A 22,015-nucleotide genomic window follows, 5' to 3' on the forward strand; every position below is an offset into this window, starting at 1 on the left:
GGGTTCGGTGGTAATACTGCGTCACGCAAATATCGTCATCAGATAGGCCGCAAACAATGCCATGTGCGCCGCACCGTTGAGCACATTGGTGCGCCCGGTGGAAAACGAAATCTGGCACAGCAGCAGCGAGGCCACCATCACAATCATCTCCGGTGCCCCCAGGCTGAACTGCAGCTCGTTACCGGTGAGGAAGGCGATCAGCGTCACCACCGGCACGGTCAGGGAGATGGTCGCCAGTACCGAGCCAAAGAAGAGGTTCATGGCACGCTGCACCTGGTTGTTCAGCACGGCACGTAGTGCTCCCAGCCCTTCCGGGGAGAGGATCAGCAGCGCCACCAGGAAGCCGGTAAAGGCCACCGGCGCGTTCATCGCCGTCAACAGCGTCTCCAGCGGCGCCGCATTCATCTTGGTAACCGCAATGACCGCAATCAGATGCACCACCAGCCAGACCGTATGCCACAGGCTGCTGTGCGCGGACGGCTTGCCGTGGTGCGGGTCATCGTCGTCGCTCTCATCTTCATGCTCATACACGAACAGGCTCTGGTGCGTTTTGGTCTGGATCAGCAGAAACACGCCGTACATCGCCGCAGAAATCAGCGCCACGAGCAGGGCCTGACCGGTAGTGAAATTGGCCCCCGGCAGCGCCATCGGGAATACCAGCACGATAATCGCCAGCGGGAAGAGAGCGATCAGGTACTGCTTAATACCAAACAGGTTCAGATATTGCGTCGCGAATTTGCGCCCGCCCAGCAGCAGCGAGAAGCCGACCAGCCCGCCGGTGACAATCATAATGATGGAGTAGAGCGTATCGCGCATCAGGGTAGGCGCCGCGTCACCGGTCGCCATCAGGGCGGAAATAAGGCTCACTTCGAGAATAACGACGGAAAGACTTAAAATCAGGGAACCGTAAGGTTCGCCCAGGCGGTGGGCCAGCACGTCGGCATGGCGTACAACGCTAAAAGCACTGCTCAGAATACCCACGAGGGCCAGAATATTAATCCCGATGACCACTGGCAGTGACTGCGCGCTTCCCCAGAAGAGCAGCACGGCCAGGGCCAGCACCGGGAAAATGAGAGACGTCTCCTTATGACGGGTTTTCACCGTCTCGTGTGCGGTTGTCATGTATTTCTCCGTTTTGGCAGGTGCTTGTAATTATAGATAGAAAAAGAGGAGGTTAAATTAACAGATCGCCGTTAATCTCTGAGTATCTTTTACTTAATTTTACGGTACAGGGGAATTATTTCACGAGAGCGTCATAATAATATATTTTTGTTAAATAGGGTCTTAATAACAGTGCATTAAGAAAATTAAATCCAGGATTATCGATTCGACTGGAAGCCTGCGGCATTGTCGACCACACTTATTAAGTGAATAAAAAGAGGGGGTTGCTATGCCATACAAATCGAAAACTGATTTACCGGATAACGTTAAGAACGTACTGCCTGCCCACGCGCAGGATATTTACAAAGAAGCCTTTAACAGCGCCTGGGATCAGTACAAAGATAAAGAGGACCGTCGGGGCGATGACAGTCGTGAGGAGACCGCTCACAAGGTGGCCTGGGCGGCGGTGAAGCAGGACTACGAAAAGGGAGACGATGATAAGTGGCATAAGAAGAAATAGTCATTGCTTAGTTAGCTGTGCTTAATAGTTTGCACCGTCGGCTTTGACTTTTAAGGCGGTCGGCCTCGCGCTCTGTTGCACCCGGCGAGATTATTGCATATCGTCACCCTACTGCTTTCTAATTGAGCAGTAAAAGGACCCGGAAGGTTCATAAAGTGAGGGCAGGGATGCAGGCAGTGGCGGAGGTGCAATATGTTAACGCGAGATTTTCTTATGAAGGCCGACTGCAGAACGGCCTTTGGTGCGATCGAAGAGTCGCTTCTGTGGTCAGCCGAGCAGCGCGCAGCGTCGCTGGCTGCGACCCTGGCCTGCCGTCCGGACAACGGTCCGGTATGGCTCTTCGGCTATGGTTCCCTGATGTGGAACCCGGCGCTGGAGTATGTTGAATCGGCAACCGGGACGCTTCCGGGCTGGCATCGTGCCTTCTGTTTGCGCCTGACCGCCGGACGCGGCAGCGCCTGCCAGCCAGGCCGTATGCTTGCACTAAAAGAGGGCGGACGCACCACCGGCGTGGCCTACCGTCTGCCGGATGCGACCCTTGAAGAGGAGCTGGCGCTGCTATGGAAGCGTGAGATGATCACGGGCTGCTATATACCGAGCTGGTGTAGGCTGGAGCTGGATGATGGACGCACCGTTAACGCCCTGGTCTTTATTATGGACCCGCGCCATCCGCTGTTTGAGGCCGACACGCGCGCGCAGGTCATCGCCCCGCTGATCGCCGCCGCCAGCGGCCCGCTTGGCACCAACGCACAATATCTCTTCTCGCTCGATCAGGAGCTGACGCGTCTCGGCATGCAGGATGATTGTCTGAACGAGCTGGTGTCGCGGGTGCGGGCACTGCTGGATAACGAATCGCCGGAAAGTCAGCTGCGCCCCGGCTTTGCCTGAAAAAAAAACCGGTGACATTGCGCCACCGGGCGAAGAGTGATCAGGCTGCAACGTAGCTGATGGAGTGCTCAAGCGACTGGCTGTGGCTGTCGATGAGCACCTCCCAGGTTCCGGTATAAGGCACCGTGAGCCAGGCGCTGTCCCTGTTCTGTACGCTTAAAATATCTGCCTGCGTTTTACGTGGCGCTTTGTTACTCATCAGATGAATATGACAACGCTCTGAGCAGCGCACCACGACCGTATCCCCGCCAAACAACTTCAGACTTGCTTTTACCAGTGCCATTTTTTTACCCCGTATCCGGAAACAACGCTCTCCTTGCGGCTAATCCTGAGCGTGATGTTGTTCACAATTCACTCATGGCATAACACCAAAGGGGAGGGGTCGGAGTGCTGATTTTGATCAAAAAATGGCATAAGCCTTAAACAAAAATGACAAAATGCCTGAAAGCGCGCAGCGGACATCGCTTTACGCGGCTTTCAGGCAGCGGATTAAAATTAAATGCGGAAATGACCGGCGGTTTCAGCGAGGTCGCCTGCCTGACCCTGCAGGGCGCTGGCGGCGGCAGCCGACTGCACCACCAGTTCGGCGTTTTGCTGCACCATGCTGTCCAGATTGAGCACCGCGCGGTTAATCTCCTGAATGCCTTTCATCTGCTCGCTGGTTGCCACGGTGATCTCCCGCATGATCCCCGACATGCTGCCAATGCTGGTGACGATCTCATTCATGCTCTGCCCGGCAAGATGCACATAGCGCGAACCGGTCGCCACGCTGTCGGTAGTGGAGTCGATCAGGCTTTTGATCTCTTTTGCCGCCTGGGCGCTGCGGCTGGCGAGATTGCGCACTTCGCCCGCTACCACGGCAAAGCCGCGCCCTTGCTCACCGGCACGCGCCGCTTCAACCGAGGCGTTCAGCGCCAGAATGTTGGTCTGGAAAGCAATGCCGTCAATCACGCTGGTGATGTCGCCAATTTTGGTCGAGGCGGCTTCGATGGACTGCATGGTGGTGATCGCCTGCGACACCACGTTGCCGCCCCGCGTCGCGGCCTCGGCAGCTTTGCCCGCCTGCGCGTTCGCCACGGCGGCAGATTCGGTGGATTGCGCCACGGAGGCGGTGATCTGCTCCACGGCGCTGGCGGTTTCACGCAGGCTGGAGGCGGCCCGCTCGGTGCGGCCAGAGAGATCCTGGTTCCCGGCGGCAATCTCCTGGGCGGCGTTCTTCACCGAGGCGCTGGCGTCGCGCAACTGCACCATCACCACCGCGAGTTTATCGCTGAAGGCGTTAAAAGCATGGGCGATCTGCGCCACCTCATCGTCACCTTTCTCCGGCAGACGCTGGGAGAGATCGTTGGTGCCGTTGGCAATGGCGTGCATCGCATCGCGAATATCCGACAGGCGCTTCAGCAGGCGGGCAATCACGAAATGCACAACCACCGCGCTGAGCAGCACCAGCACAACCAGCGACAGGGAGGAGGCTTTCAGCAGGGTGCGCATACCTGTCGTCGCATCATCGCTGTCAAGCGCGACAATCAGCTGCCACTGGGTACCGGCAATCGGGGTTGCGGAGAAGGTTTTCGCCACGCCGTTGTACTCCCCCTCGGCGCTGTTGCCATTCTTCAGCGCAGCCAGATCGACGCCGCTGATGACCGCTTTAAAGGGCTTTAAGGTCAGCTCGGGATCGCTGGCGGCAATGACCGAACCCTCGCTGTCAACCAGCAGCCCGCTGCTGGCTGGCGTCGGATGGATGCCACGCACGTTGGCGATCACGCTGTCCATCGCCACATCGCCCGCCAGCACTGCTTTCAGCTCGCCGTTCTCTTTCACCGGCACGGCGAAAGTGACCACCAGCTTTTTGGTGCCGGTATCCACATACGGGGCGGTGACAATGGCGCGATCCTCTCTCACCGCCTGCTGATACCACGGACGCACCGTTGGATCGTAGTCGGCAGGTACCCCCTCAGGATTGGAAAACTTCGCGGTTTTGCTGGCGTAGCCGGCATAGACGTTGATAAACCCGCCCGCCTGCGCCAGCTGTTTAAACATCGGTACCGGATCGTCGGTCAGGACGACGTTCTGCAGGGAGTTGATCACCAGCGTCTTGCTGCTGACCCAGTCGGCAATCGCCATGCTGTGGCTGGCGCTGGTGCTGGCCAGTATCGAACGTTGGGACTGTTGATTATCCTGACGCGTGACCTGGAAATTAATCACGGTATTCAGTAAAAGCGCGGCGATCAGACATCCGACCGTCGCCGCAATAATACGAGCGCGAATTGACCTGAACATAATGAAATACCTGCTGTGTTGTTGTAAAAAGCCTATCGGCATCGGGCAGGCAAACTTGAAGCTGGAACCGCGCTCATAAGAAAAAAATATTTTTTCTTGTGGATTATTAGAAAGTTAATAGTTTATCCGCGGATAGCGTCCACTGCGCCAGCTCCATCAGGGTGCCAATCTCCACCCCGTCGATCAGCGGCAGGGCGCTGATACCGCGGCCATCGGCGCAGGTTTTACACAGCTTCACCGGCACGTTCTGCGCCGTCAGGATCTCCAGCATCTGCTGGATGTTATAGCCCTCCGTCGGTTTTTGCCCGCGCAGTCCGGCTGTGACCGCGTCGGACATTAAAAACAGGCGCAGATCCAGGTCACTCTCCTGCTCGCGTAAGGCAATCGCCAGTCGCAGGCTGTTGAACAGCGATTCGCTGCCATAGGCCGCACCGTTAGCGACAATCACAATCTTCTGCATGTTGACTCCTGAATAATGAAAAGGCATGAAAATTGCTTCTCTCTTCGGCAGACACTGACCCGGGAGAGTAAGCATGACGATAAACACAGGCCGTCCACCCGGCGCCACGGAATGGTTCCAGCAGGCCAGGCTGCTGCGTAAACAGCAGCTGTGCAAGCTGGCACAGCTGGGTACGCTGGTGAGCCGGATCAGCCATCTTGCGCACATGCTACAGTGCGAGCGGGGCGCCTCCAACATCTGGCTCTGTTCCGAAGGGGCGCTCTATGCCCTGGAGTGTAAAGCCAGCCGCGCGCTGGTCGACGAGCATGTGCAGGCGCTGCACCAGGCGCTCGGCTCGCCGATGATGGCCAGTGGTGCCCTGTGCGAGCGGGTGGCCAACGCCCTGCAAAGTCTGGAGCAGCTTCCCGCGCTGCGTGAGACGATTACGGCTTGCGCGCTGCCCGCTACGGCGGCGATGGAGCGTTATAGCCGTATGCTGCGAAACCTGCTCAGTATTGTGCCGCAACTCAATGACAGCATTGATGACCCGCAAATCGCGGGCAGATTTGTCGCGCTCTACAGCCTGATGCAGGGCAAAGAGCTGGTGGGGCAGGAGCGGGCGCTGGGGGCGATAGGCTTTACCCAGGGCTTTTTCAGCGATGAGATGCGCCAGACGCTGGTAGACAGAATCGACGGCCAGCAAACCTGTTTCGAGGTCTTTCTCTCCCTGACCCCTCCCAGCCTGCACGATCCTTTCAATCTCAGCGTACCGGGGGCGGAGGTCGAACAGTTGCGGCGGCTGGCCTGCACCCGGCAACCCGCCGCGGATCAGGGAGTGCTGGCGCTGCACTGGTTCTCGCTGCAAACCGAACGCCTCGAACATCTGCGCACCCTGGAAGAGATGCAGATTGCCGATCTGATGCTGGCGGTGGAGGCGCTGATTAGCCGGGCTGACGACGAGCCGCGTGCAGAGCCGCAGACGGAAGAGCCGCTGGCTCTCTATCCACAAAAACCGCTGCTGCCGCTGGTGCGCCAGCAGGCGCAGGAGATTGAGCAGCTCTCCCGCCAGCTGGCCTCGATGCGCGACACGCTGGAGGAGCGCAAGGTGATCGAGAAGGCCAAAAGCGTGTTAATGACCCATCAGCAGATGAGTGAGGAGCAGGCCTGGTGCCAGCTGCGCAAGATGGCGATGGATAAAAATCAACGGATGGTAGATATCGCCCGCGCGTTGCTGACGGTCAAAGCCCTGTGGCAGCCGTAAATGCACCCCGGATGGGCAACGCCTGCATGGTTGAGGTGCGTTCTCGCTGTCGGAAGGCAGAAAAGCCCCGTCCTTTAAGCATTTAAAACCTGGCATCACCCTTGCATTAATCAACATAACAATTTTAACGACGCGCCAACGGCGGTGTGTCGTTCTTGAGGATAAAGGCGTCCTGCGGTGCTTCGGCACTGCCGGGCGCTTTTTTTTGCCATTTTTTCAGGAGTGAGCATGGTGGAATGGACAAGACGGCGTTTTTTACAGGCCAGTGCGCTGGCGGGCGGGGCGCTGATGTTGCCGGGATTGATGCAGGGCGCATGGGCCGCGGGCTCCGATAAACCGGAGCTGGACACGGTGCGCGTCGGCTTTATCCCCCTGACCGACTGCGCGCCGCTGGCGATCGCGGCCTGGAAAGGGTTCGATAAGAAATATGGCTTCACCCTAGTGCCGAGCAAAGAGGCGAGCTGGGCGGCGGTACGCGACAAGCTGGTGGCTGGGGAGCTGGACGCGGCGCATATTCTCTATGGCCTGCTGTACGGCCTGGAGCTGGGGATCGCCGGTAAAGCCAAACCGATGGCCAACCTGATGACCCTCAACCGGAACGGGCAGGCGATCACCCTGTCGAGCGATCTGGCTCAGCAGGGCGTGCGCGACGTCGAGGGGCTGAAGAAGCTCATCGCCCGGGAGGCTCCGGGCACCTACACCTTCGCCCACACTTTTCCCACCGGCACCCACGCCATGTGGCTCTACTACTGGCTGGCGAGCGCGGGTATCAATCCCTTCGACGACGTGCGCACCGTGGTGGTGCCGCCACCGCAGATGGTGATGAACATGCGCATCGGCAATATGGTCGGCTTCTGCGTCGGCGAGCCGTGGAACGCCCGCGCCATTAACGATCGCATCGGCTTTACCGCCGCCACCTCCCAGTCCATCTGGCCGGAACACCCGGAAAAAGTGCTCGGCACCCGCCACGAGTGGGTAGAGCAATACCCGAACACTGCCCGGGCGCTGGTCAGCGCGCTACTGGAGGCCCAGCGCTGGATCGACGCCTCACCGCAGAACAAAGAGGAGACCGCGCAGCTGCTGGCCCGGCGCGCCTGGCTCAACACCAAAGAGCAGTACCTCACGGGCCGGATGCTGGGCGAATACGCCAGCGGAACCGGCAACCGCTGGCAGGATGCCAACCCGATCCGCTTCTTTGAGGAGGGGGCGGTGAGCTACCCGTGGCACTCCGACGGAATGTGGTTCCTGACCCAGTTCCGCCGCTGGGGACTACTGAAAACCGACCCGGATTACGCCGCTATCGCCCAGCGCATCAACCGCACCGACATCTGGCAGGATGCCGCCACTGCCGTGGGCGGCATTCGCGCACCTTCATCGCCGCTGCGCAGCAGCACCCTGATGGACGGCACCGTCTGGGACGGCACCGATCCGAAGGGTTACGCCAACCGTTTCGCCATTCACCGTACAGGGGCCTGATATGAAAAACGTCAACATTAAAGCCGCACCCGCCGTACCCGCCGAGCCGGTCAGCGGGGAAGTGATTACCCTGCCGCCGGTGCAGGTTCGCCGCCGCACTCCGGGGTTTGCCCGCCGGACCAACGATCTGCTCCAGCGCATCATTCCGGCGCTGCTTGGCCTGGGGTTGCTGGTGATCGCCTGGCAGCTGGCGGCTATCAACAGCAAAGGGTTCCCGACGCCGCTCAGCACCCTGGACTCGGCCATCACGCTATTTGCCGATCCGTTCTACCGAGATGGCCCCAATGATATGGGGGTGGGCTGGAACGTGCTGGCCTCGTTGCAGCGTGTCGCTATCGGCTTTGGCCTGGCAGCGATCGTCGGCATCCCGCTGGGCTTTATGATTGGCCGGTTCACCTTTATGTCCCGCATGTTCACCCCGCTGATTGCGCTGCTGCGCCCGGTCAGCCCGCTGGCCTGGCTGCCCATCGGCCTGCTGCTGTTCCAGAAGGCGGAGCCTGCTTCCAGCTGGACCATTTTTATCTGCTCGATCTGGCCGATGGTCATCAATACCGCCGAAGGGGTGCGCCGCATTCCGGAAGATTACCTCAACGTGGCGCGGGTGCTGCAGCTCTCCGAGTGGACGGTGATGCGCCGCATTCTCTTCCCGGCCGTGCTGCCTGCGGTCCTGACCGGGGTGCGGCTCTCCATCGGCATCGCGTGGCTGGTGATTGTCGCCGCTGAGATGCTCACCGGGGGCTTGGGGATCGGCTTCTGGATCTGGAACGAGTGGAACAACCTCAACGTTGAAAACATTCTCATCGCCATCGTCATTATCGGCGTGGTGGGTTTGCTGCTGGAGCAGGGGCTGATGCTGATCGCCCGCCGTTTCAGCTGGCAGGAAAAATAAGGAGCACATGATGAAACCTCTCATTCAGGTCCAGGCCGTCAGCCAGCGTTTTTCCACCGCCAGCGGCGAGTTCCTGGCGTTGCAGAACGTCTCTTTTGATATTCACGAAGGGGAGACCATCAGCCTGATCGGCCACTCCGGCTGCGGCAAATCGACGCTGCTGAATCTGATCGCCGGCATCACGTTGCCGACAGAAGGCGGGCTTCTCTGCGATAACCGCGAGATCGCCGGGCCAGGACCGGAGCGGGCGGTGGTGTTCCAGAACCACTCCCTGCTGCCGTGGCTCACCTGTTTTGACAACGTAGCGCTAGCGGTGGATCAGGTCTTCCGCCGCAGCATGAGCAAAGCCGAGCGGCGGGAGTGGATCGAACACAACCTCGAGCGGGTGCAGATGGGGCACGCCATCCACAAGCGGCCGGGGGAGATCTCCGGCGGCATGAAGCAGCGGGTGGGGATTGCCCGCGCCCTGGCGATGAAGCCAAAAGTGCTGCTGATGGATGAGCCGTTTGGCGCGCTGGATGCCCTGACCCGCGCCCATCTGCAGGATTCGGTGATGCACATTCAGCAGGAGCTGAACACCACCATCGTGCTGATCACCCACGATGTGGACGAAGCGGTGCTGCTCTCGGATCGGGTGCTGATGATGACCAACGGCCCGGCGGCAACGGTAGGCGAGATTTTGCGCGTCGATCTGCCGCGCCCGCGCAACCGGGTGCAGCTGGCGGAGGAGAGCCGCTATCACCATATGCGCCAGCAGATCCTGCACTTCCTCTATGAAAAACAGCCGAAAGCGGCCTGAGGAGCATAACCATGCGCCTGGTCATCATTGGAAACGGACTGGCGGCAACGCGGCTGGTTGAGTCATTGACCGAGCGCGCGCCTGGCCGCTTTGAGATCACCCTCATCGGCGAGGAGCGCGTACACGCCTACAACCGCATACAGCTTTCGCCGGTGCTGGGGGGCGAGAAAGAGGCGGCGGCGACACAGCTTCATGATGAGAGCTGGTATCGGACGCGCGGCATCACCGTGGTGTGCGGCGAGCGGGTGCGGGCAGTGGATTTTAGCGCCCGAACGCTGCGTACCGACAGCCGACAGCTCGTATGGGATGAACTGGTCTTTGCCACCGGTTCCCAGCCGTTCGTGCCGCCCATCCCTGGCAGCCATCTGCCCCACGTCTTCACCTTTCGCACTCTGGAGGATGTGGCCGCTATTCTGGCGACGCCCGGCCCGGCGGTGGTGCTGGGGGGCGGCGTACTCGGCGTGGAAGCCGCCGCAGCGTTAAGACAGCATGGTGACAACGTCACGTTAGTCCACCGCGGTCCGTGGCTGATGGAGCAGCAGCTCGATCAGCAGGCGGGTCTGCTGCTGGAGCAGGCGCTTTGCGAGCGGGGTATCGGCTGTGAACTGAACGCCGGGTTGTCGCAGATCACCCCCGACAGCGTCACCCTCAGCGACGGGCGCACCCTGGCCGCCACCCGGGTGGTACTGGCGACGGGCGTGTTGCCCAATATCGCCCTGGCACAGGCCAGTGGTGTGCCCTGCGGCCGGGGGATCCTGGTGGATAACCAGATGCGCACCGCAATAGAGGGTATCAGCGCCATCGGCGAGTGCTGTGAATTAAACGGCGAGACCTGGGGGCTGGTGGCGCCGTGCCTCGCCCAGGCGGAGATCCTCGCCGCCCGTCTCGCGGGGGAGTGCGTCGCCCCCTTTATCCCCGCGCAAAACGGCATGCGCCTGAAAGTGACCGGTATTGAGCTGTTCAGCGCTGGTGAGGTTATCGCGCAGGAAAAAGATGCGGTGTGGACCAGCTGGGACCCGCTGACCCGCCACTACCGCCGTCTACTGGTTCGCAACGGCACGCTGGCAGGCGTGCTGCTGATGGGGGAGTGTCGCAGCGCGGCCACCCTCACCGATTTACTGGCAACGTCAGAACCCGCTCAGGCGGACTGGCTGTTCGATCGATTCACTACGCAGCCGCAGGTTGCAGGACAGAACGCTATGACAAAACCTACTCTGGTTGTGGTTGGGCACGGTATGGTCGGCCACCATTTTCTTGAAGACTGCGTCAATCGCGGTTTGCATCAGCAGTATCAGATTGTGGTCTTCGGCGAAGAGCGCTATGCCGCCTACGATCGCGTCCATCTGTCGGAATATTTTGCCGGACGCAGCGCCGACTCGCTGTCGATGGTGGCCGGAGATTTCTTTGCCGATAACGGCATTGAGCTGCGCCTCTCCCAGCCGGTGGTCGCCATCGATCGCGACGCCCGGGTGATTCGCACGGGAGCAGGGCATGAAACCCACTGGGACAAGCTGGTGCTGGCGACCGGTTCATACCCGTTTGTGCCGCCGGTGCCGGGCCGGGATCTGCCGGGCTGTTTTGTCTACCGTACTCTCGACGACCTGGATAACATCGCCGCCCATGCAAAAAATTCGCGCACCGGGGTGGTGATTGGCGGCGGCCTGCTGGGGCTGGAAGCCGCCAACGCCCTGAAACAGCTTGGGCTGGATACGCACGTGGTGGAGTTTGCCCCGAACCTGATGGCGGTGCAGCTCGATAACGACGGCGCCGCGATGCTGCGCCGTAAAATTGAAGCCCTCGGCGTGGGGGTGCATACCAGCAAGGCCACCACCGAAATCGCAGAAACCGACAGCGGGATGGTACTGCGCTTTGCCGACGGCAGCGAGCTGGCGACCGATATGGTGGTCTTCTCCGCCGGGATCCGCCCGCAGGATGCGCTGGCCCGGAGTTGCGGCCTGGTGCTAGGCGAGCGTGGGGGGATTGCTATCGACAACCAGTGCCGCACCTCCGACGAGGACATCTTCGCTATCGGAGAATGCGCCCTCTGGGAAGGCAAAATCTACGGTCTGGTGGCCCCGGGCTATCAGATGGCGCGGGTGGCCTCCGCCGCGCTGGCGGGAGAAGAGAACGCGTTTATGGGTGCGGATATGAGCACCAAGCTGAAACTGTTAGGTGTAGATGTCGCGTCGTTCGGCGATGCCCATGGCCGCACCGCAGGGGCGCAGAGCTACCAGTGGACCCACGGCCCGCAGCAGATCTACAAGAAGATCGTGGTCAGTGCCGACAATAAAACCCTGCTCGGCGGGGTGCTGGTGGGGGATGCCAGCGAATACGCGACCCTGGTGCAGATGATGCTCAACGACATTCGCCTGCCTAAGGATCCTGAAACCCTGATCCTGCCTGCGGTGGCGGGCAGCGCCCCGAAAGCGCTGGGCGTGGCGGCTCTGCCGGAGAGCGCGCAGATCTGCTCCTGCCACAACGTCAGCAAAGGCGATATCTGCCAGGCGGTCAGCAACGGCGCCACCGACATCGGGGCGGTAAAACAGTGCACCAAAGCGGCTACCGGCTGCGGCGGCTGTAGCGCCCTGGTGAAACAGGTGATGGAGTTCCAGCTGGCGGCCCAGGGCGTGGAGGTGAAAAAGGACATCTGCGAGCATTTCGCGTACTCGCGGCAGGAGATCTACCACCTGGTGCGCGTCAACCGCATCCACACCTTTGATCAGCTTATCAGCCGCTACGGCCAGGGCCACGGGTGTGAGATCTGTAAGCCGCTGGTGGGATCGGTGCTGGCCTCCTGCTGGAACGAATATCTGCTGAAACCGGCCCACCTGCCGCTGCAGGACACCAACGACCGTTACTTTGCCAATATCCAGAAAGATGGCACCTACTCCATTGTGCCGCGCATGGCCGCTGGCGAAGTGACCGCCGACGGGCTGATCGCCATCGGGCAGATCGCCAAACGCTACCAGCTCTACAGCAAAATCACCGGCGGACAGCGTATCGACCTGTTTGGTGCCCGGCTGGAACAGCTCCCGGAGATCTGGCAGCAGCTGATCGACGCCGGGTTTGAAACCGGCCACGCCTACGGCAAATCCCTGCGCACGGTGAAATCCTGCGTCGGTTCCACCTGGTGCCGCTACGGCGTGCAGGACTCGACCGGGCTGGCGGTGACGCTGGAGAACCGTTACAAGGGGTTGCGCGCCCCGCACAAGATCAAGATGGCTGTTTCCGGCTGCACCCGCGAGTGCGCCGAAGCCCAGAGCAAGGATGTGGGGATGATCGCCACCGACAAAGGGTGGAACCTCTATCTGTGCGGCAACGGCGGGATGAAGCCGCGCCACGCGGATCTGTTCGCCAGCGATCTCGATGAGGCCACGCTCCTGCGCTACGTCGACCGTTTCCTGATGTTCTATATCCGCACCGCCGACCGCCTGCAGCGCACCAGCACCTGGCGGGATAACCTCGAGGGCGGGCTGGAATACCTGCGCGAGGTGATCATCGACGACAGCCTCGGCATTGCCGCCGAGCTGGAGCAGGAGATGCAGCGGGTGGTGGATACCTATCAGTGCGAATGGCAGACCACTTTGCAGGACCCGGGCCGCCTGGCGCAGTTCCGCACCCTCGACGCCGCGCCAGCATCCGCAAAACGCTGGCAGGATATCTGTACTCTGGACGAGATCCCGGAACAGGCGGGCATTGGTGCCCGTCTGGGTACGCAGCCCATTGCGCTGTTCCGCTTCGGCAAGGCGATTTATGCCCTGGAGGATCGCGAGCCGGGCGGCAGCGCCAGCGTATTGTCGCGCGGGATTCTCGGCGATGCCGGGGGCGAGCCGGTGGTGATCTCCCCCCTGTATAAAACGCGGATCCGCCTGCGCGACGGGCGCCATGTTGAAACCGGGGAAGTGGCGGTGCGCGCCTGGCCGGTCAAGGTTGACGGTGACCGGGTGCTGGTAGGCAGCGAAGAGCTGGTGATGCGCGCGGAGGCCTCATGACGGAAACCCAAACGACCTGTCCTTACTGCGGTGTGGGCTGCGGCGTGATCGCCCGCGTCGAAAACGGCGAGGTGAGCGTGCGCGGCGACAACAACCATCCAGCCAACTTCGGTCGGCTGTGCGTCAAAGGCTCGGCGTTGGGGGAGACCACCGGTTTAGTGGGCCGCCTGCTGCACCCGGAGGTGGACAACCAGCCGGTGAGCTGGGAGCAGGCGCTGGATATCGCGGGTGCGCGGCTGGGGGAGATTATTGAAAAACATGGGCCGCAGGCGGTGGCCTTTTATGCCTCCGGCCAGCTGCTGACCGAGGATTACTACGCCGCCAACAAGCTGATGAAAGGCTTTATCGGCGCGGCCAATATCGACACCAACTCCCGGCTCTGCATGTCCTCGGCGGTGGTGGGCTACAAGCGCGCCTTTGGCGAAGATGTGGTGCCGTGCAGCTACGAGGATATTGAAACGACCGATCTGGTGGTGCTGGTGGGCTCGAACGCCGCCTGGACCCATCCGGTGCTCTATCAGCGCCTGGCGCAGGCGAAGATTGATAATCCGGCGATGAAGGTGGTGGTGATCGATCCGCGGCGTACCGCAACCTGCGACATTGCCGATCTGCATCTGGCCCTGACGCCGGGCAGCGACGCCGGGCTGTTCGTGGGGCTGCTCAACGCGGTCGACCCCGGTCAGGCCAGCGACTGGCCGCCTGAGCGGGTGGCCGAATTTTGCGGCCTGCCGCCCGACGATGTCGCCACTTTTTACGCCTGGTTTATCGCCGCCCCGCGCGCGCTGACGCTCTACACCATGGGGATCAACCAGTCCACCAGCGGCAGCGACAAGTGCAATGCCATTATCAACGTCCATCTGGCGAGCGGAAAAATTGGGCGCGAAGGCTGCGGACCCTTTTCGCTGACCGGTCAGCCCAATGCGATGGGCGGGCGCGAGGTGGGCGGGCTGGCGAATCAGCTGGCGGCGCACATGAACTTCACGCCGGACGATTTGAGCCGCGTGGCGCGCTTCTGGGGTACGGAGCGGCTGGCGCAGACGCCGGGGCTGATGGCGGTGGAGCTGTTTGAGGCCATTGCCCGCGGCGAGGTGAAGGCGGTGTGGATCATGGGTACTAACCCGGCGGTGTCGCTTCCGGACAGCCATGCGGTCTGCCAGGCGCTGGCAGCCTGTCCGCTGGTGATGGTCTCCGAAGTGATGCGCGACACCGACACCAGCCGCTTCGCCCACATCCGTTTTCCGGCGCTCGGCTGGGGGGAGAAAGAGGGGACGGTGACCAACTCCGAACGGCGCATCTCCCGCCAGCGCGCCTTTCTGCCCGCGCCCGGCGAGGCGAAACCCGACTGGTGGATCATCGCCCGTATTGCTGAGAAACTGGGCCACGGCGCGGCCTTCGCCTGGGATCATCCTCACGCCATCTTTGCCGAACACGCCGCGCTGACGGCCTTTGAGAACCATGGCGAACGGCAGCTTAACCTCGCGGCCCTGACGCAGTTGACCCGTGCGCAGTGGGATGGTCTGACGCCCTGGCAGTGGCCGATCAACCGCGAGGCATTAACCCGCGCCCACCGGGTGCCAGTCAACCCGCAGCCGCATGGCGCTACGCCGAATCTGCTCTATCCCTTTACCCTCAACAGCGGACGTATGCGCGATCAGTGGCACACCATGACCCGCACCGGCTACGTGCCGCGCCTGATGCAGCACCGCGATGAACCGACGGTAGAGATCTCGCCGCAGGATGCCGCCCGGCTGGGATTGCGCGACGGACAACTGGCGCGCATCAGCGCCCCGCGCGGGTTGATGGTGGCCCGGGCGCGGATAAACGATGGGCAGCGCCCCGGGGAGCTGTTTGTCCCGATGCACTGGAACAGCTGTTTTTCGCGCCAGGGCAAAGTAAATGCCCTGGTTGAAGGGCGCTGCGATCCCCACTCCGGCCAGCCGGAGAGCAAACAGACCGCGGTGCGGCTGATGCCGTGGCAGCCCGCATGGCAGGGGGAGCTTTACAGCCGGGAGGAACTGACCCTGCCGACGTACGTCCACTGGTGGCGCAAAGCGGCAAATGGGGTGTCGCGCCTGACCCTGGCGGGGGACAAGCCGCTGTTGGAGTGGCTGCTGGCACACTGCGCCGGGCAGGGCTGGCAGCTGCAAATCGCGCAGACGGGCGAGCGCAGCAGCCTCCTGGCCTGGCATGACGGGGCATTGATGCTGGGATTCTGGCAAGGCACCGGCGTACCGGCGCTGGCGCACAGCGTTATCGAAGCCGCGTTTCACGCCGCACCGGTCGCGCTGGCGGAGCGTCACGCCCTGCTTGACGGGCAGGATCCTGGCGAGCTCAGCGATCCGGGGCGCATCATCTGTAGCTGCTTTAGCGTCGGCGAAAACGCTATCCGCGAGGCCATTGCGGGGGGATGCGACTCGGCGGCAGCGCTGGGGGTAAAATTGCGCTGCGGCACCAACTGCGGCTCCTGTGTGCCGGAGCTGAAGGGTATGCTGGGGGTGAAGGTGTAAATGCCTGATGGCGCTGCGCTTATCAGGCCTGGAGGATCGTAGGTCGGGTAAGCGTTATCGCCACCCGGCAATCTTCAGGATATTCCTGAAATTTACCTTAGGGCTGAAATTTTTTCTCAGGCACGCTAAGGTGTTAACTCCGTTTTCTTTCAACACAGGCACCCTTACACGACGGTGATGGTTGTTTCCCCCCGTATTCGTTCGCTGTTTCTTCTCCTCTGTTATGCCGGAGCCGTTCACGCTGCCCCGAATTCGTTTATCCATCAGGCGCAAAATCCGTTCGATAATAATGGCGACAGCCTGCCGGACTTAGGCATGGCGACCCCGACGGGGGAAGGTGAGAAGCATCTGGCGGAGATGGCGAAAGCGTTCGGCGAAGCCAGCATGACCGACAACGGCCTGACCACCGAGGAGCAGGCCCGGCAGTTTGCCCTGGGCAAGGTGCGGGACGCCGTCAGCCAGGAAGTGAACCAGCATATTGAGTCCTGGCTTTCGCCGTGGGGTAATGCCAGCGTCGATCTGCTGGTCAATGACGAGGGGCGCTTCACCGGCAGCAAGGGGAGCTGGTTTATACCCTGGCAGGATAACAACCACTACCTCACCTGGAGTCAGCTCGGCCTGACCCAGCAGGAGGACGGTCTGGTGAGCAATGCGGGTATCGGCCAGCGCTGGGTGGCGGGCAAATGGCTGCTGGGTTACAACACCTTTTATGACAATCTGCTCGATGAAAACCTCCAGCGCGCCGGGCTCGGCGCCGAAGCCTGGGGCGAATACCTGCGCCTGTCGGCCAACTACTATCAGCCGTTTGCCAGCTGGCGTGACAGCTCGGAGGTGCAGGAGCAGCGCATGGCGCGCGGGTACGATATCAGCGCCAACGCCAGGCTGCCCTTTTATCATCACCTCAACACCAGCATCAGCTTTGAACAATATTTTGGCGACAGCGTGGATCTGTTTCACACCGGCACCGGGTACCACAATCCGCTGGCGGTCAACCTCGGGCTGAACTACACCCCGGTGCCGCTGGTGACCCTTTCCGCCGGGCATAAGCAGGGGGAGAGCGGGGTGAGCCAGAACAACCTCGGCCTGAAACTCAACTACCGCTTCGGGGTGCCGCTGAAAAAACAGCTCTCCGCCAGCGAAGTGGCCGAAAGCCGCTCCCTGCGGGGAAGCCGCTACGATCCACCTGAACGTCAGAACCTGCCGGTACTGGAGTTCCGTCAGCGTAAAACGCTCTCGGTATGGCTGGCGACGCCGCCGTGGGATCTCAAGCCGGGCGAAACGGTCATGCTGAAGCTGGATATTCGCAGCCGTAACGGGGTGCGTTCCCTGCACTGGCAGGGCGATACGCAGGCGCTGAGCCTGACCTCACCGGCGAAGGCCAGTGACAGCGAAGGCTGGAGCATTATCCTGCCGGCGTGGGATAGCAGTGAGGGGGCAAGCAACCGCTGGCGGTTGTCGGTGGTGGTGGAAGATGAAGCGGGGCAGCGTGTCTCTTCCAATGAGATCACGCTTGCCCTGACGGAGCCGCTACTGGCGCTGCCAGAGGAGGATCCGCGCTGGACGCTGCTGTCGGACGAGTAAACTCAGAAAATGCGCTCCTGGTGTACCCAGACCGCCGCTTCGACCCGTGACTTCAGCTTCATCTTCTTCAGCATATGCTTCACATGGACTTTGACCGTGCTTTCGGTGATGTCCAGACGGCGAGCGATCATCTTGTTTGGCAACCCCTGGGCGATGAGCTTCAGGATATCGCGCTCGCGCGGGGTCAACTGGCTCACGTCGCGATCGGAGGTGGCACGGTTGGCGCGCAGGCTGGCCGCCAGTACCGGGGTTAACGCTTCGCTCAACACCATGTCACCAGCCGCCGCCTGTTGCAGCGATTTCAGCAGATCTTCCGGCTCCATGTCTTTTAACAGGTAGCCATCGGCGCCGCGTTTCAGGGCGGTGACCACATCCTCTTCATGGTTGGAGACGCTGAAGACCACCACGCGACCGGAGAGCGTTTTCTCGCGCAGCTTATCGAGGGTTTCGAGGCCGTTCATGCCGGGCATATTCAGGTCGAGCAGGATCAAATCAGGATCGAGGGCCTCGGCCAGTTCAATCCCCTGTTCGCCGTTGCTGGCTTCGCCCACGACGGTGATATCCGACGCCATGCTGATAAGTTGTTTAACACCGGTGCGCAGCATCGGATGGTCGTCGATCAACAGGATTGTAGCGGGCTCCTGATTAGACATGGTGTTCTCCTTGGGCAGTGAAAAGAGGCTTTTCGGGAATAAAGGTGACGATAACGTCAGTTCCGCCCGATTCGCTCCGACGGACCTGACAATCTCCACGCAGGCTTTGTGCGCGGTCTCGCATAATAATCAGACCATAGTGGTTGCTGCGTTCGGCGTTTTCCGGGATCCCGCAGCCGTTGTCACGCACCACCAGTCTGACCTGGTTTTCGTGCTGGCTCACGGTGAGCGAGACCGCCGTCGCCCCGGCGTGTTTCAGCGCATTGCTTAACGCCTCCCGGGCGATCTGCAGCAGATGAATAGCCTGGTGAGAGGGTACGAAACGGGGCGGCAGCTGATAGTCCAGCGAGACGTTAAAGCCGAGCCGGGCGCTAAACTCCTGACAGCTGGCCTCCAGCGCCGGACGCAGGCCGGGCTCCGTTAATTGCAGGCGGAAGGTGGTTAGCAGTTCCCGCAATTGTATCCAGGAGGTGTTCAGCTCGTTGCGGATCTGGCTCAGCAGCTGCTTGCTGCTCTCCGGCAGATCCGTGTCCTGCATCTGCAGACAGCTGACCTGCATCTTCATGCAGGAGAGCGACTGGGCGATGGAGTCATGCAATTCGCGGGCAATGGTGGCGCGCTCTTCCATCACAATCAGCTGCTGCTGTTTTTCCTGATGGCGGTCGAGGGCCAGGGTCGCGGTCAGCTGCTCCACCAGCGTATCGACCAGCTGCTGCTGATCGTGGCTGAGATGACGTCCGGCGGGCAGCGTCGCCAGTAAAATGCCGTACTGCGTCAGGTTATCCGCCAGGCGCCACTTCAGGGTGGTCCCGCTGGTGGTCAGCGGCGGCAGGCCGCGCGGGCAGAGGCGACAGCCAATTTCATCGCAGCTGGCATCCGACTGACAGGTAAATTCCTGATGATTCTCTTCATCTTCCAGGTCGTATACGCGCAATTCGATGTCGTGCAACTGGGTCAGATTCTGCAGGCCGTTAAGCACCGGCGAGAGGCGCTCGCACAGCGGCACCTGGGAGTGCAGGCGGCGGTTGGCCTGCCAGAGGAAGGAGAGGATCTCGTTTTTCTGCTCCAGCCCGGCAGTTTTTTCGCGCACGCGCTGTTCCAGCACCGCATAACTCTCAGCCAGCTCGCCGGACATGGTGTTCAGCGCCTCGCCGAGCATCGCCATCTCATTGCGTCCGTTGATGTGGGCGCGCTGGGTAAAATCACGCTGGGTCACGGCGCGGGCCATCGCCAGCAGCTGGCGCCAGGGGTGCAGCAGCCGGGCGCGCAGCCAGAGGATGGTGAAGACCAGCAGCAGCCCCATAAAGACCGCCATCACCTGCTGCAGCAGTACCACCCGGCCGATACGCAGCTCGGTGCTGTGATCGAACGCCGAAACCAGAGTATCCAGACGGCTGACAAAGCCGGAGACATCCTGGGCTACCGCATCCGGATTACGCGCCTGTCGCAGCCCGGGCATTAACTGGGTATGCCAGTAAGTCTGCAGGGCCTTCAGCTGCGCCTGCTGACGATCGCGGCGGGCAGCGATTTCCAGTTCGGGGCTGAACGCCGTCGCTTCCATTTCATCGAGTAACGCCTGGTCTTTGGCTTCCAGGGGGATGGCCGCCAGCAGGCGGTAGCTCTGCATACGCAGTGAACCGGCCTTATTAATGGCGTGTGCGCTGCCTTGAACGCCCTGAACCAGCCAGCCGGAGATCGCCATCCCTGTCACCCCGATCCCGGTAGACAGCATGACAATCAGCACCAGTTGGTTAACCAGCGTGAGTGGTGAAAAACAGCGTTTAAACATAGGGCAGTCTGGCTCCTGACAATGCCTGGACTCGGCAAGGGCTCTATTCTCAGGCAACCCCTGGAGTATACCCATACCTCAAAAGGATTACCTACTAATTGCCATTGGAGAGGTGAATGGGAGGAGAGGGGTAAGCGGGGGAAGCAGTACCGTGAAAAACCACACCTTTTTCACTGATAAGCGCTACTCACTTTGGGGGATAGCGATTTTCAGGCCATAAAATTGCCCACCTTCCCATTGATTTATATCAACTTCCTGTCGGCTTAAAACCCTGATCTTTGTGGCAACTTTTAAGAATCAGAGGTGTCTATGAGTCACTCTACTACCCCCGAAAGGGATTCTGGCGCAGTCATTACCGAGTGGCGTCCGGAAGATCCGGCGTTCTGGCAACAGCGCGGCCAACGAGTAGCAAGTCGTAATCTGTGGATTTCCGTTCCCTGTCTGCTGCTGGCGTTCTGCGTCTGGATGTTGTTCAGCGCCGTCGCTGTTAACCTGCCGAAAGTGGGCTTCAAGTTTACCACCGACCAGCTGTTTATGTTAACCGCGCTGCCTGCGCTCTCCGGCGCACTGCTGCGTGTCCCTTATGCCTTTATGGTACCGGTGTTCGGCGGACGCCGCTGGACCGCGTTCAGTACCGGGATCATGATCATCCCGTGCGTCTGGCTGGGCTTTGCGGTACAGGATACCTCTACACCGTTTAGCACCTTCGTAATCATCTCTCTGCTGTGCGGCTTTGCAGGGGCAAACTTCGCTTCCAGCATGGCGAACATTAGCTTCTTCTTCCCGAAACAGAAGCAGGGCGGGGCGCTGGGGATCAACGGCGGCCTGGGCAACATGGGCGTCAGCGTAATGCAGCTGATTGCGCCGCTGGCGATCTCGGTCTCTATTTTCGCCGCGTTTGGTGGCGCTGGCGTTGAACAGGCCGACGGCTCGCTGCTGTTCCTGCAGAACGCCGCGTGGATCTGGGTGCCGTTCCTGGTGGTCTTTACCCTGGCGGCATGGTTTGGCATGAACGACCTGGCGGCATCGAAAGCGTCGCTCAGCGAACAGCTGCCGGTGCTGAAGCGCGCCCACCTGTGGATCATGGCGCTGCTCTATCTGGCAACGTTCGGCTCGTTTATCGGCTTCTCTGCCGGGTTTGCGATGCTGTCCAAAACCCAGTTCCCGGATGTGCAGATCCTGCACTACGCCTTCTTCGGGCCGTTTATTGGCGCCCTGGCACGCTCTACCGGCGGGATGATCTCTGACCGTCTGGGCGGTACCCGCGTGACGCTGGTGAACTTTGTGGTGATGGCTCTCTTCTGTGCCCTGCTGTTTATGACCCTGCCGGTAAACGGTGTGGGCGGCAACTTCGGCGCCTTCTTCGCGGTCTTTATGGTGCTGTTCCTGACTGCCGGGCTGGGGAGTGCTTCCACCTTCCAGATGATTTCGGTGATCTTCCGTAAATTGACGATGGATCGCGTTAAAGCGCAGGGCGGCACTGAGCAGCAGGCGATGCGTGAGGCGGCTACCGACACCGCAGCCGCGCTGGGCTTTATCTCAGCGATCGGCGCGATTGGCGGGTTCTTTATTCCTAAAGCCTTTGGTATCTCACTGGATCTGACCGGCTCGCCGGCGGGTGCGATGAAGGTGTTCCTCGTTTTCTATATCGTCTGCGTGTTTGTCACCTGGCTGGTATACGGACGGAATTCTAATAAAAAGTAAGTTTGATTATCCGTTTGCGCGGCCTGGTGCCGCGCTTTTTTTGCGCTGCATTTAGTTACAACATACTCAAAGCGTAAGCCGCTGTTAGCATGCGGCCACTGTGATCGCCATCGCTAATCAGGCTTACCTACCCCTT

General features: G+C 60.9%; 16 protein-coding genes. 10 read left to right on the forward strand and 6 right to left on the reverse strand.

Going from position 1 to position 22,015, the window contains the following annotated elements; genetic code table 11:
• Positions 1-21 precede the first annotated feature (21 nt).
• Entirely contained in the window at positions 22-1,122 is a 1,101-nt protein-coding gene (chaA, locus tag C3406_RS14185; RefSeq protein ID WP_103822286.1) for a sodium-potassium/proton antiporter ChaA, read from the reverse strand.
• Positions 1,123-1,390: 268 nt separating this feature from the next.
• On the opposite strand from chaA, the gene chaB reads away from it, so the two are divergent.
• On the forward strand, positions 1,391-1,621 hold the full coding sequence (gene chaB, locus C3406_RS14190; RefSeq protein ID WP_103179945.1) for a putative cation transport regulator ChaB: 231 nt from the start codon (positions 1,391-1,393) through the stop codon (positions 1,619-1,621).
• Between the two features lie 192 nt (positions 1,622-1,813).
• Entirely contained in the window at positions 1,814-2,509 is a 696-nt protein-coding gene (locus C3406_RS14195) for a gamma-glutamylcyclotransferase (RefSeq protein WP_103822285.1), read from the forward strand.
• Between the two features lie 40 nt (positions 2,510-2,549).
• Here C3406_RS14195 and C3406_RS14200 read toward each other — a convergent pair whose 3' ends face one another.
• The 3 genes from C3406_RS14200 to ychN form a co-directional block, all read right to left on the reverse strand.
• Positions 2,550-2,792, reverse strand: coding sequence for a DUF1883 domain-containing protein (locus C3406_RS14200; protein ID WP_103822284.1), 243 nt, complete (start codon positions 2,790-2,792; stop codon positions 2,550-2,552).
• Positions 2,793-3,004: 212 nt separating this feature from the next.
• Positions 3,005-4,789: a methyl-accepting chemotaxis protein gene (locus C3406_RS14205; RefSeq protein ID WP_103822283.1), complete on the reverse strand. Its 1,785-nt coding sequence runs from the start codon at positions 4,787-4,789 to the stop codon at positions 3,005-3,007.
• A gap of 106 nt (positions 4,790-4,895) precedes the next feature.
• Positions 4,896-5,249, reverse strand: coding sequence for a DsrE/F sulfur relay family protein YchN (ychN, locus tag C3406_RS14210; protein WP_103822282.1), 354 nt, complete (start codon positions 5,247-5,249; stop codon positions 4,896-4,898).
• Positions 5,250-5,322: 73 nt separating this feature from the next.
• Here ychN and nasR point away from each other — a divergent pair, with 73 nt between their 5' ends.
• From nasR to C3406_RS14250, 7 genes are all read left to right on the forward strand, one after another.
• Positions 5,323-6,489, forward strand: coding sequence for a nitrate regulatory protein NasR (nasR, locus tag C3406_RS14215; protein ID WP_103822281.1), 1,167 nt, complete (start codon positions 5,323-5,325; stop codon positions 6,487-6,489).
• A 228-nt stretch (positions 6,490-6,717) separates the two neighbouring features.
• Positions 6,718-7,965 (forward strand): CmpA/NrtA family ABC transporter substrate-binding protein, encoded by a 1,248-nt coding sequence (locus tag C3406_RS14225; RefSeq protein WP_103822280.1) that lies wholly within the window; start codon positions 6,718-6,720, stop codon positions 7,963-7,965.
• Position 7,966: 1 nt separating this feature from the next.
• Positions 7,967-8,854 (forward strand): nitrate ABC transporter permease, encoded by an 888-nt coding sequence (ntrB, locus tag C3406_RS14230; protein ID WP_103822279.1) that lies wholly within the window; start codon positions 7,967-7,969, stop codon positions 8,852-8,854.
• Between the two features lie 10 nt (positions 8,855-8,864).
• Complete coding sequence (locus tag C3406_RS14235) at positions 8,865-9,653, forward strand: ABC transporter ATP-binding protein (RefSeq protein ID WP_103179937.1); 789 nt, start codon at positions 8,865-8,867, stop codon at positions 9,651-9,653.
• Between the two features lie 11 nt (positions 9,654-9,664).
• Positions 9,665-13,645: a nitrite reductase large subunit NirB gene (nirB, locus tag C3406_RS14240; RefSeq protein ID WP_103826466.1), complete on the forward strand. Its 3,981-nt coding sequence runs from the start codon at positions 9,665-9,667 to the stop codon at positions 13,643-13,645.
• Positions 13,642-16,152, forward strand: a complete 2,511-nt coding sequence (locus tag C3406_RS14245; protein WP_103822277.1) for a nitrate reductase — start codon at positions 13,642-13,644, stop codon at positions 16,150-16,152. The genes nirB and C3406_RS14245 overlap by 4 nt, the downstream gene beginning before the upstream one ends.
• Before the next feature lie 177 nt (positions 16,153-16,329).
• Positions 16,330-17,733 carry a YchO/YchP family invasin gene (locus tag C3406_RS14250; RefSeq protein ID WP_103822276.1) on the forward strand — a complete coding sequence of 468 codons (1,404 nt, stop codon included), beginning with the start codon at positions 16,330-16,332 and terminating at the stop codon, positions 17,731-17,733.
• Between the two features lie 2 nt (positions 17,734-17,735).
• On the opposite strand, the gene narL is transcribed toward C3406_RS14250, so the two are convergent.
• Both narL and narX read right to left on the reverse strand, forming a co-directional pair.
• Positions 17,736-18,386, reverse strand: a complete 651-nt coding sequence (gene narL, locus C3406_RS14255) for a two-component system response regulator NarL (protein ID WP_103822275.1) — start codon at positions 18,384-18,386, stop codon at positions 17,736-17,738.
• Entirely contained in the window at positions 18,379-20,175 is a 1,797-nt protein-coding gene (narX, locus tag C3406_RS14260) for a nitrate/nitrite two-component system sensor histidine kinase NarX (RefSeq protein ID WP_103822274.1), read from the reverse strand. The genes narL and narX overlap by 8 nt, the downstream gene beginning before the upstream one ends.
• A 309-nt stretch (positions 20,176-20,484) precedes the next feature.
• Here narX and C3406_RS14265 point away from each other — a divergent pair, with 309 nt between their 5' ends.
• Positions 20,485-21,879, forward strand: coding sequence for a NarK family nitrate/nitrite MFS transporter (locus C3406_RS14265; RefSeq protein WP_103822273.1), 1,395 nt, complete (start codon positions 20,485-20,487; stop codon positions 21,877-21,879).
• Positions 21,880-22,015 lie beyond the last annotated feature (136 nt).

The sequence above is a fragment of the Leclercia sp. LSNIH8 genome (assembly GCF_002920195.1).
In the GTDB taxonomy this organism is placed as follows: Bacteria; Pseudomonadota; Gammaproteobacteria; order Enterobacterales; family Enterobacteriaceae; genus Enterobacter.

Coding starts and splice junctions, on each gene's coding strand:
- C3406_RS14245 (WP_103822277.1), top strand. CDS start 13,642: ATGACGGAAACCCAAACGACCTGTCCTTACTGCGGTGTGGGCTGCGGC.
- chaB (WP_103179945.1), top strand. CDS start 1,391: ATGCCATACAAATCGAAAACTGATTTACCGGATAACGTTAAGAACGTA.
- nasR (WP_103822281.1), top strand. CDS start 5,323: ATGACGATAAACACAGGCCGTCCACCCGGCGCCACGGAATGGTTCCAG.
- C3406_RS14250 (WP_103822276.1), top strand. CDS start 16,330: ATGGTTGTTTCCCCCCGTATTCGTTCGCTGTTTCTTCTCCTCTGTTAT.
- ntrB (WP_103822279.1), top strand. CDS start 7,967: ATGAAAAACGTCAACATTAAAGCCGCACCCGCCGTACCCGCCGAGCCG.
- narL (WP_103822275.1), bottom strand. CDS start 18,386: ATGTCTAATCAGGAGCCCGCTACAATCCTGTTGATCGACGACCATCCG.
- C3406_RS14235 (WP_103179937.1), top strand. CDS start 8,865: ATGAAACCTCTCATTCAGGTCCAGGCCGTCAGCCAGCGTTTTTCCACC.
- nirB (WP_103826466.1), top strand. CDS start 9,665: ATGCGCCTGGTCATCATTGGAAACGGACTGGCGGCAACGCGGCTGGTT.
- C3406_RS14265 (WP_103822273.1), top strand. CDS start 20,485: ATGAGTCACTCTACTACCCCCGAAAGGGATTCTGGCGCAGTCATTACC.
- ychN (WP_103822282.1), bottom strand. CDS start 5,249: ATGCAGAAGATTGTGATTGTCGCTAACGGTGCGGCCTATGGCAGCGAA.
- chaA (WP_103822286.1), bottom strand. CDS start 1,122: ATGACAACCGCACACGAGACGGTGAAAACCCGTCATAAGGAGACGTCT.
- C3406_RS14195 (WP_103822285.1), top strand. CDS start 1,814: ATGTTAACGCGAGATTTTCTTATGAAGGCCGACTGCAGAACGGCCTTT.
- narX (WP_103822274.1), bottom strand. CDS start 20,175: ATGTTTAAACGCTGTTTTTCACCACTCACGCTGGTTAACCAACTGGTG.
- C3406_RS14205 (WP_103822283.1), bottom strand. CDS start 4,789: ATGTTCAGGTCAATTCGCGCTCGTATTATTGCGGCGACGGTCGGATGT.
- C3406_RS14200 (WP_103822284.1), bottom strand. CDS start 2,792: ATGGCACTGGTAAAAGCAAGTCTGAAGTTGTTTGGCGGGGATACGGTC.
- C3406_RS14225 (WP_103822280.1), top strand. CDS start 6,718: ATGGTGGAATGGACAAGACGGCGTTTTTTACAGGCCAGTGCGCTGGCG.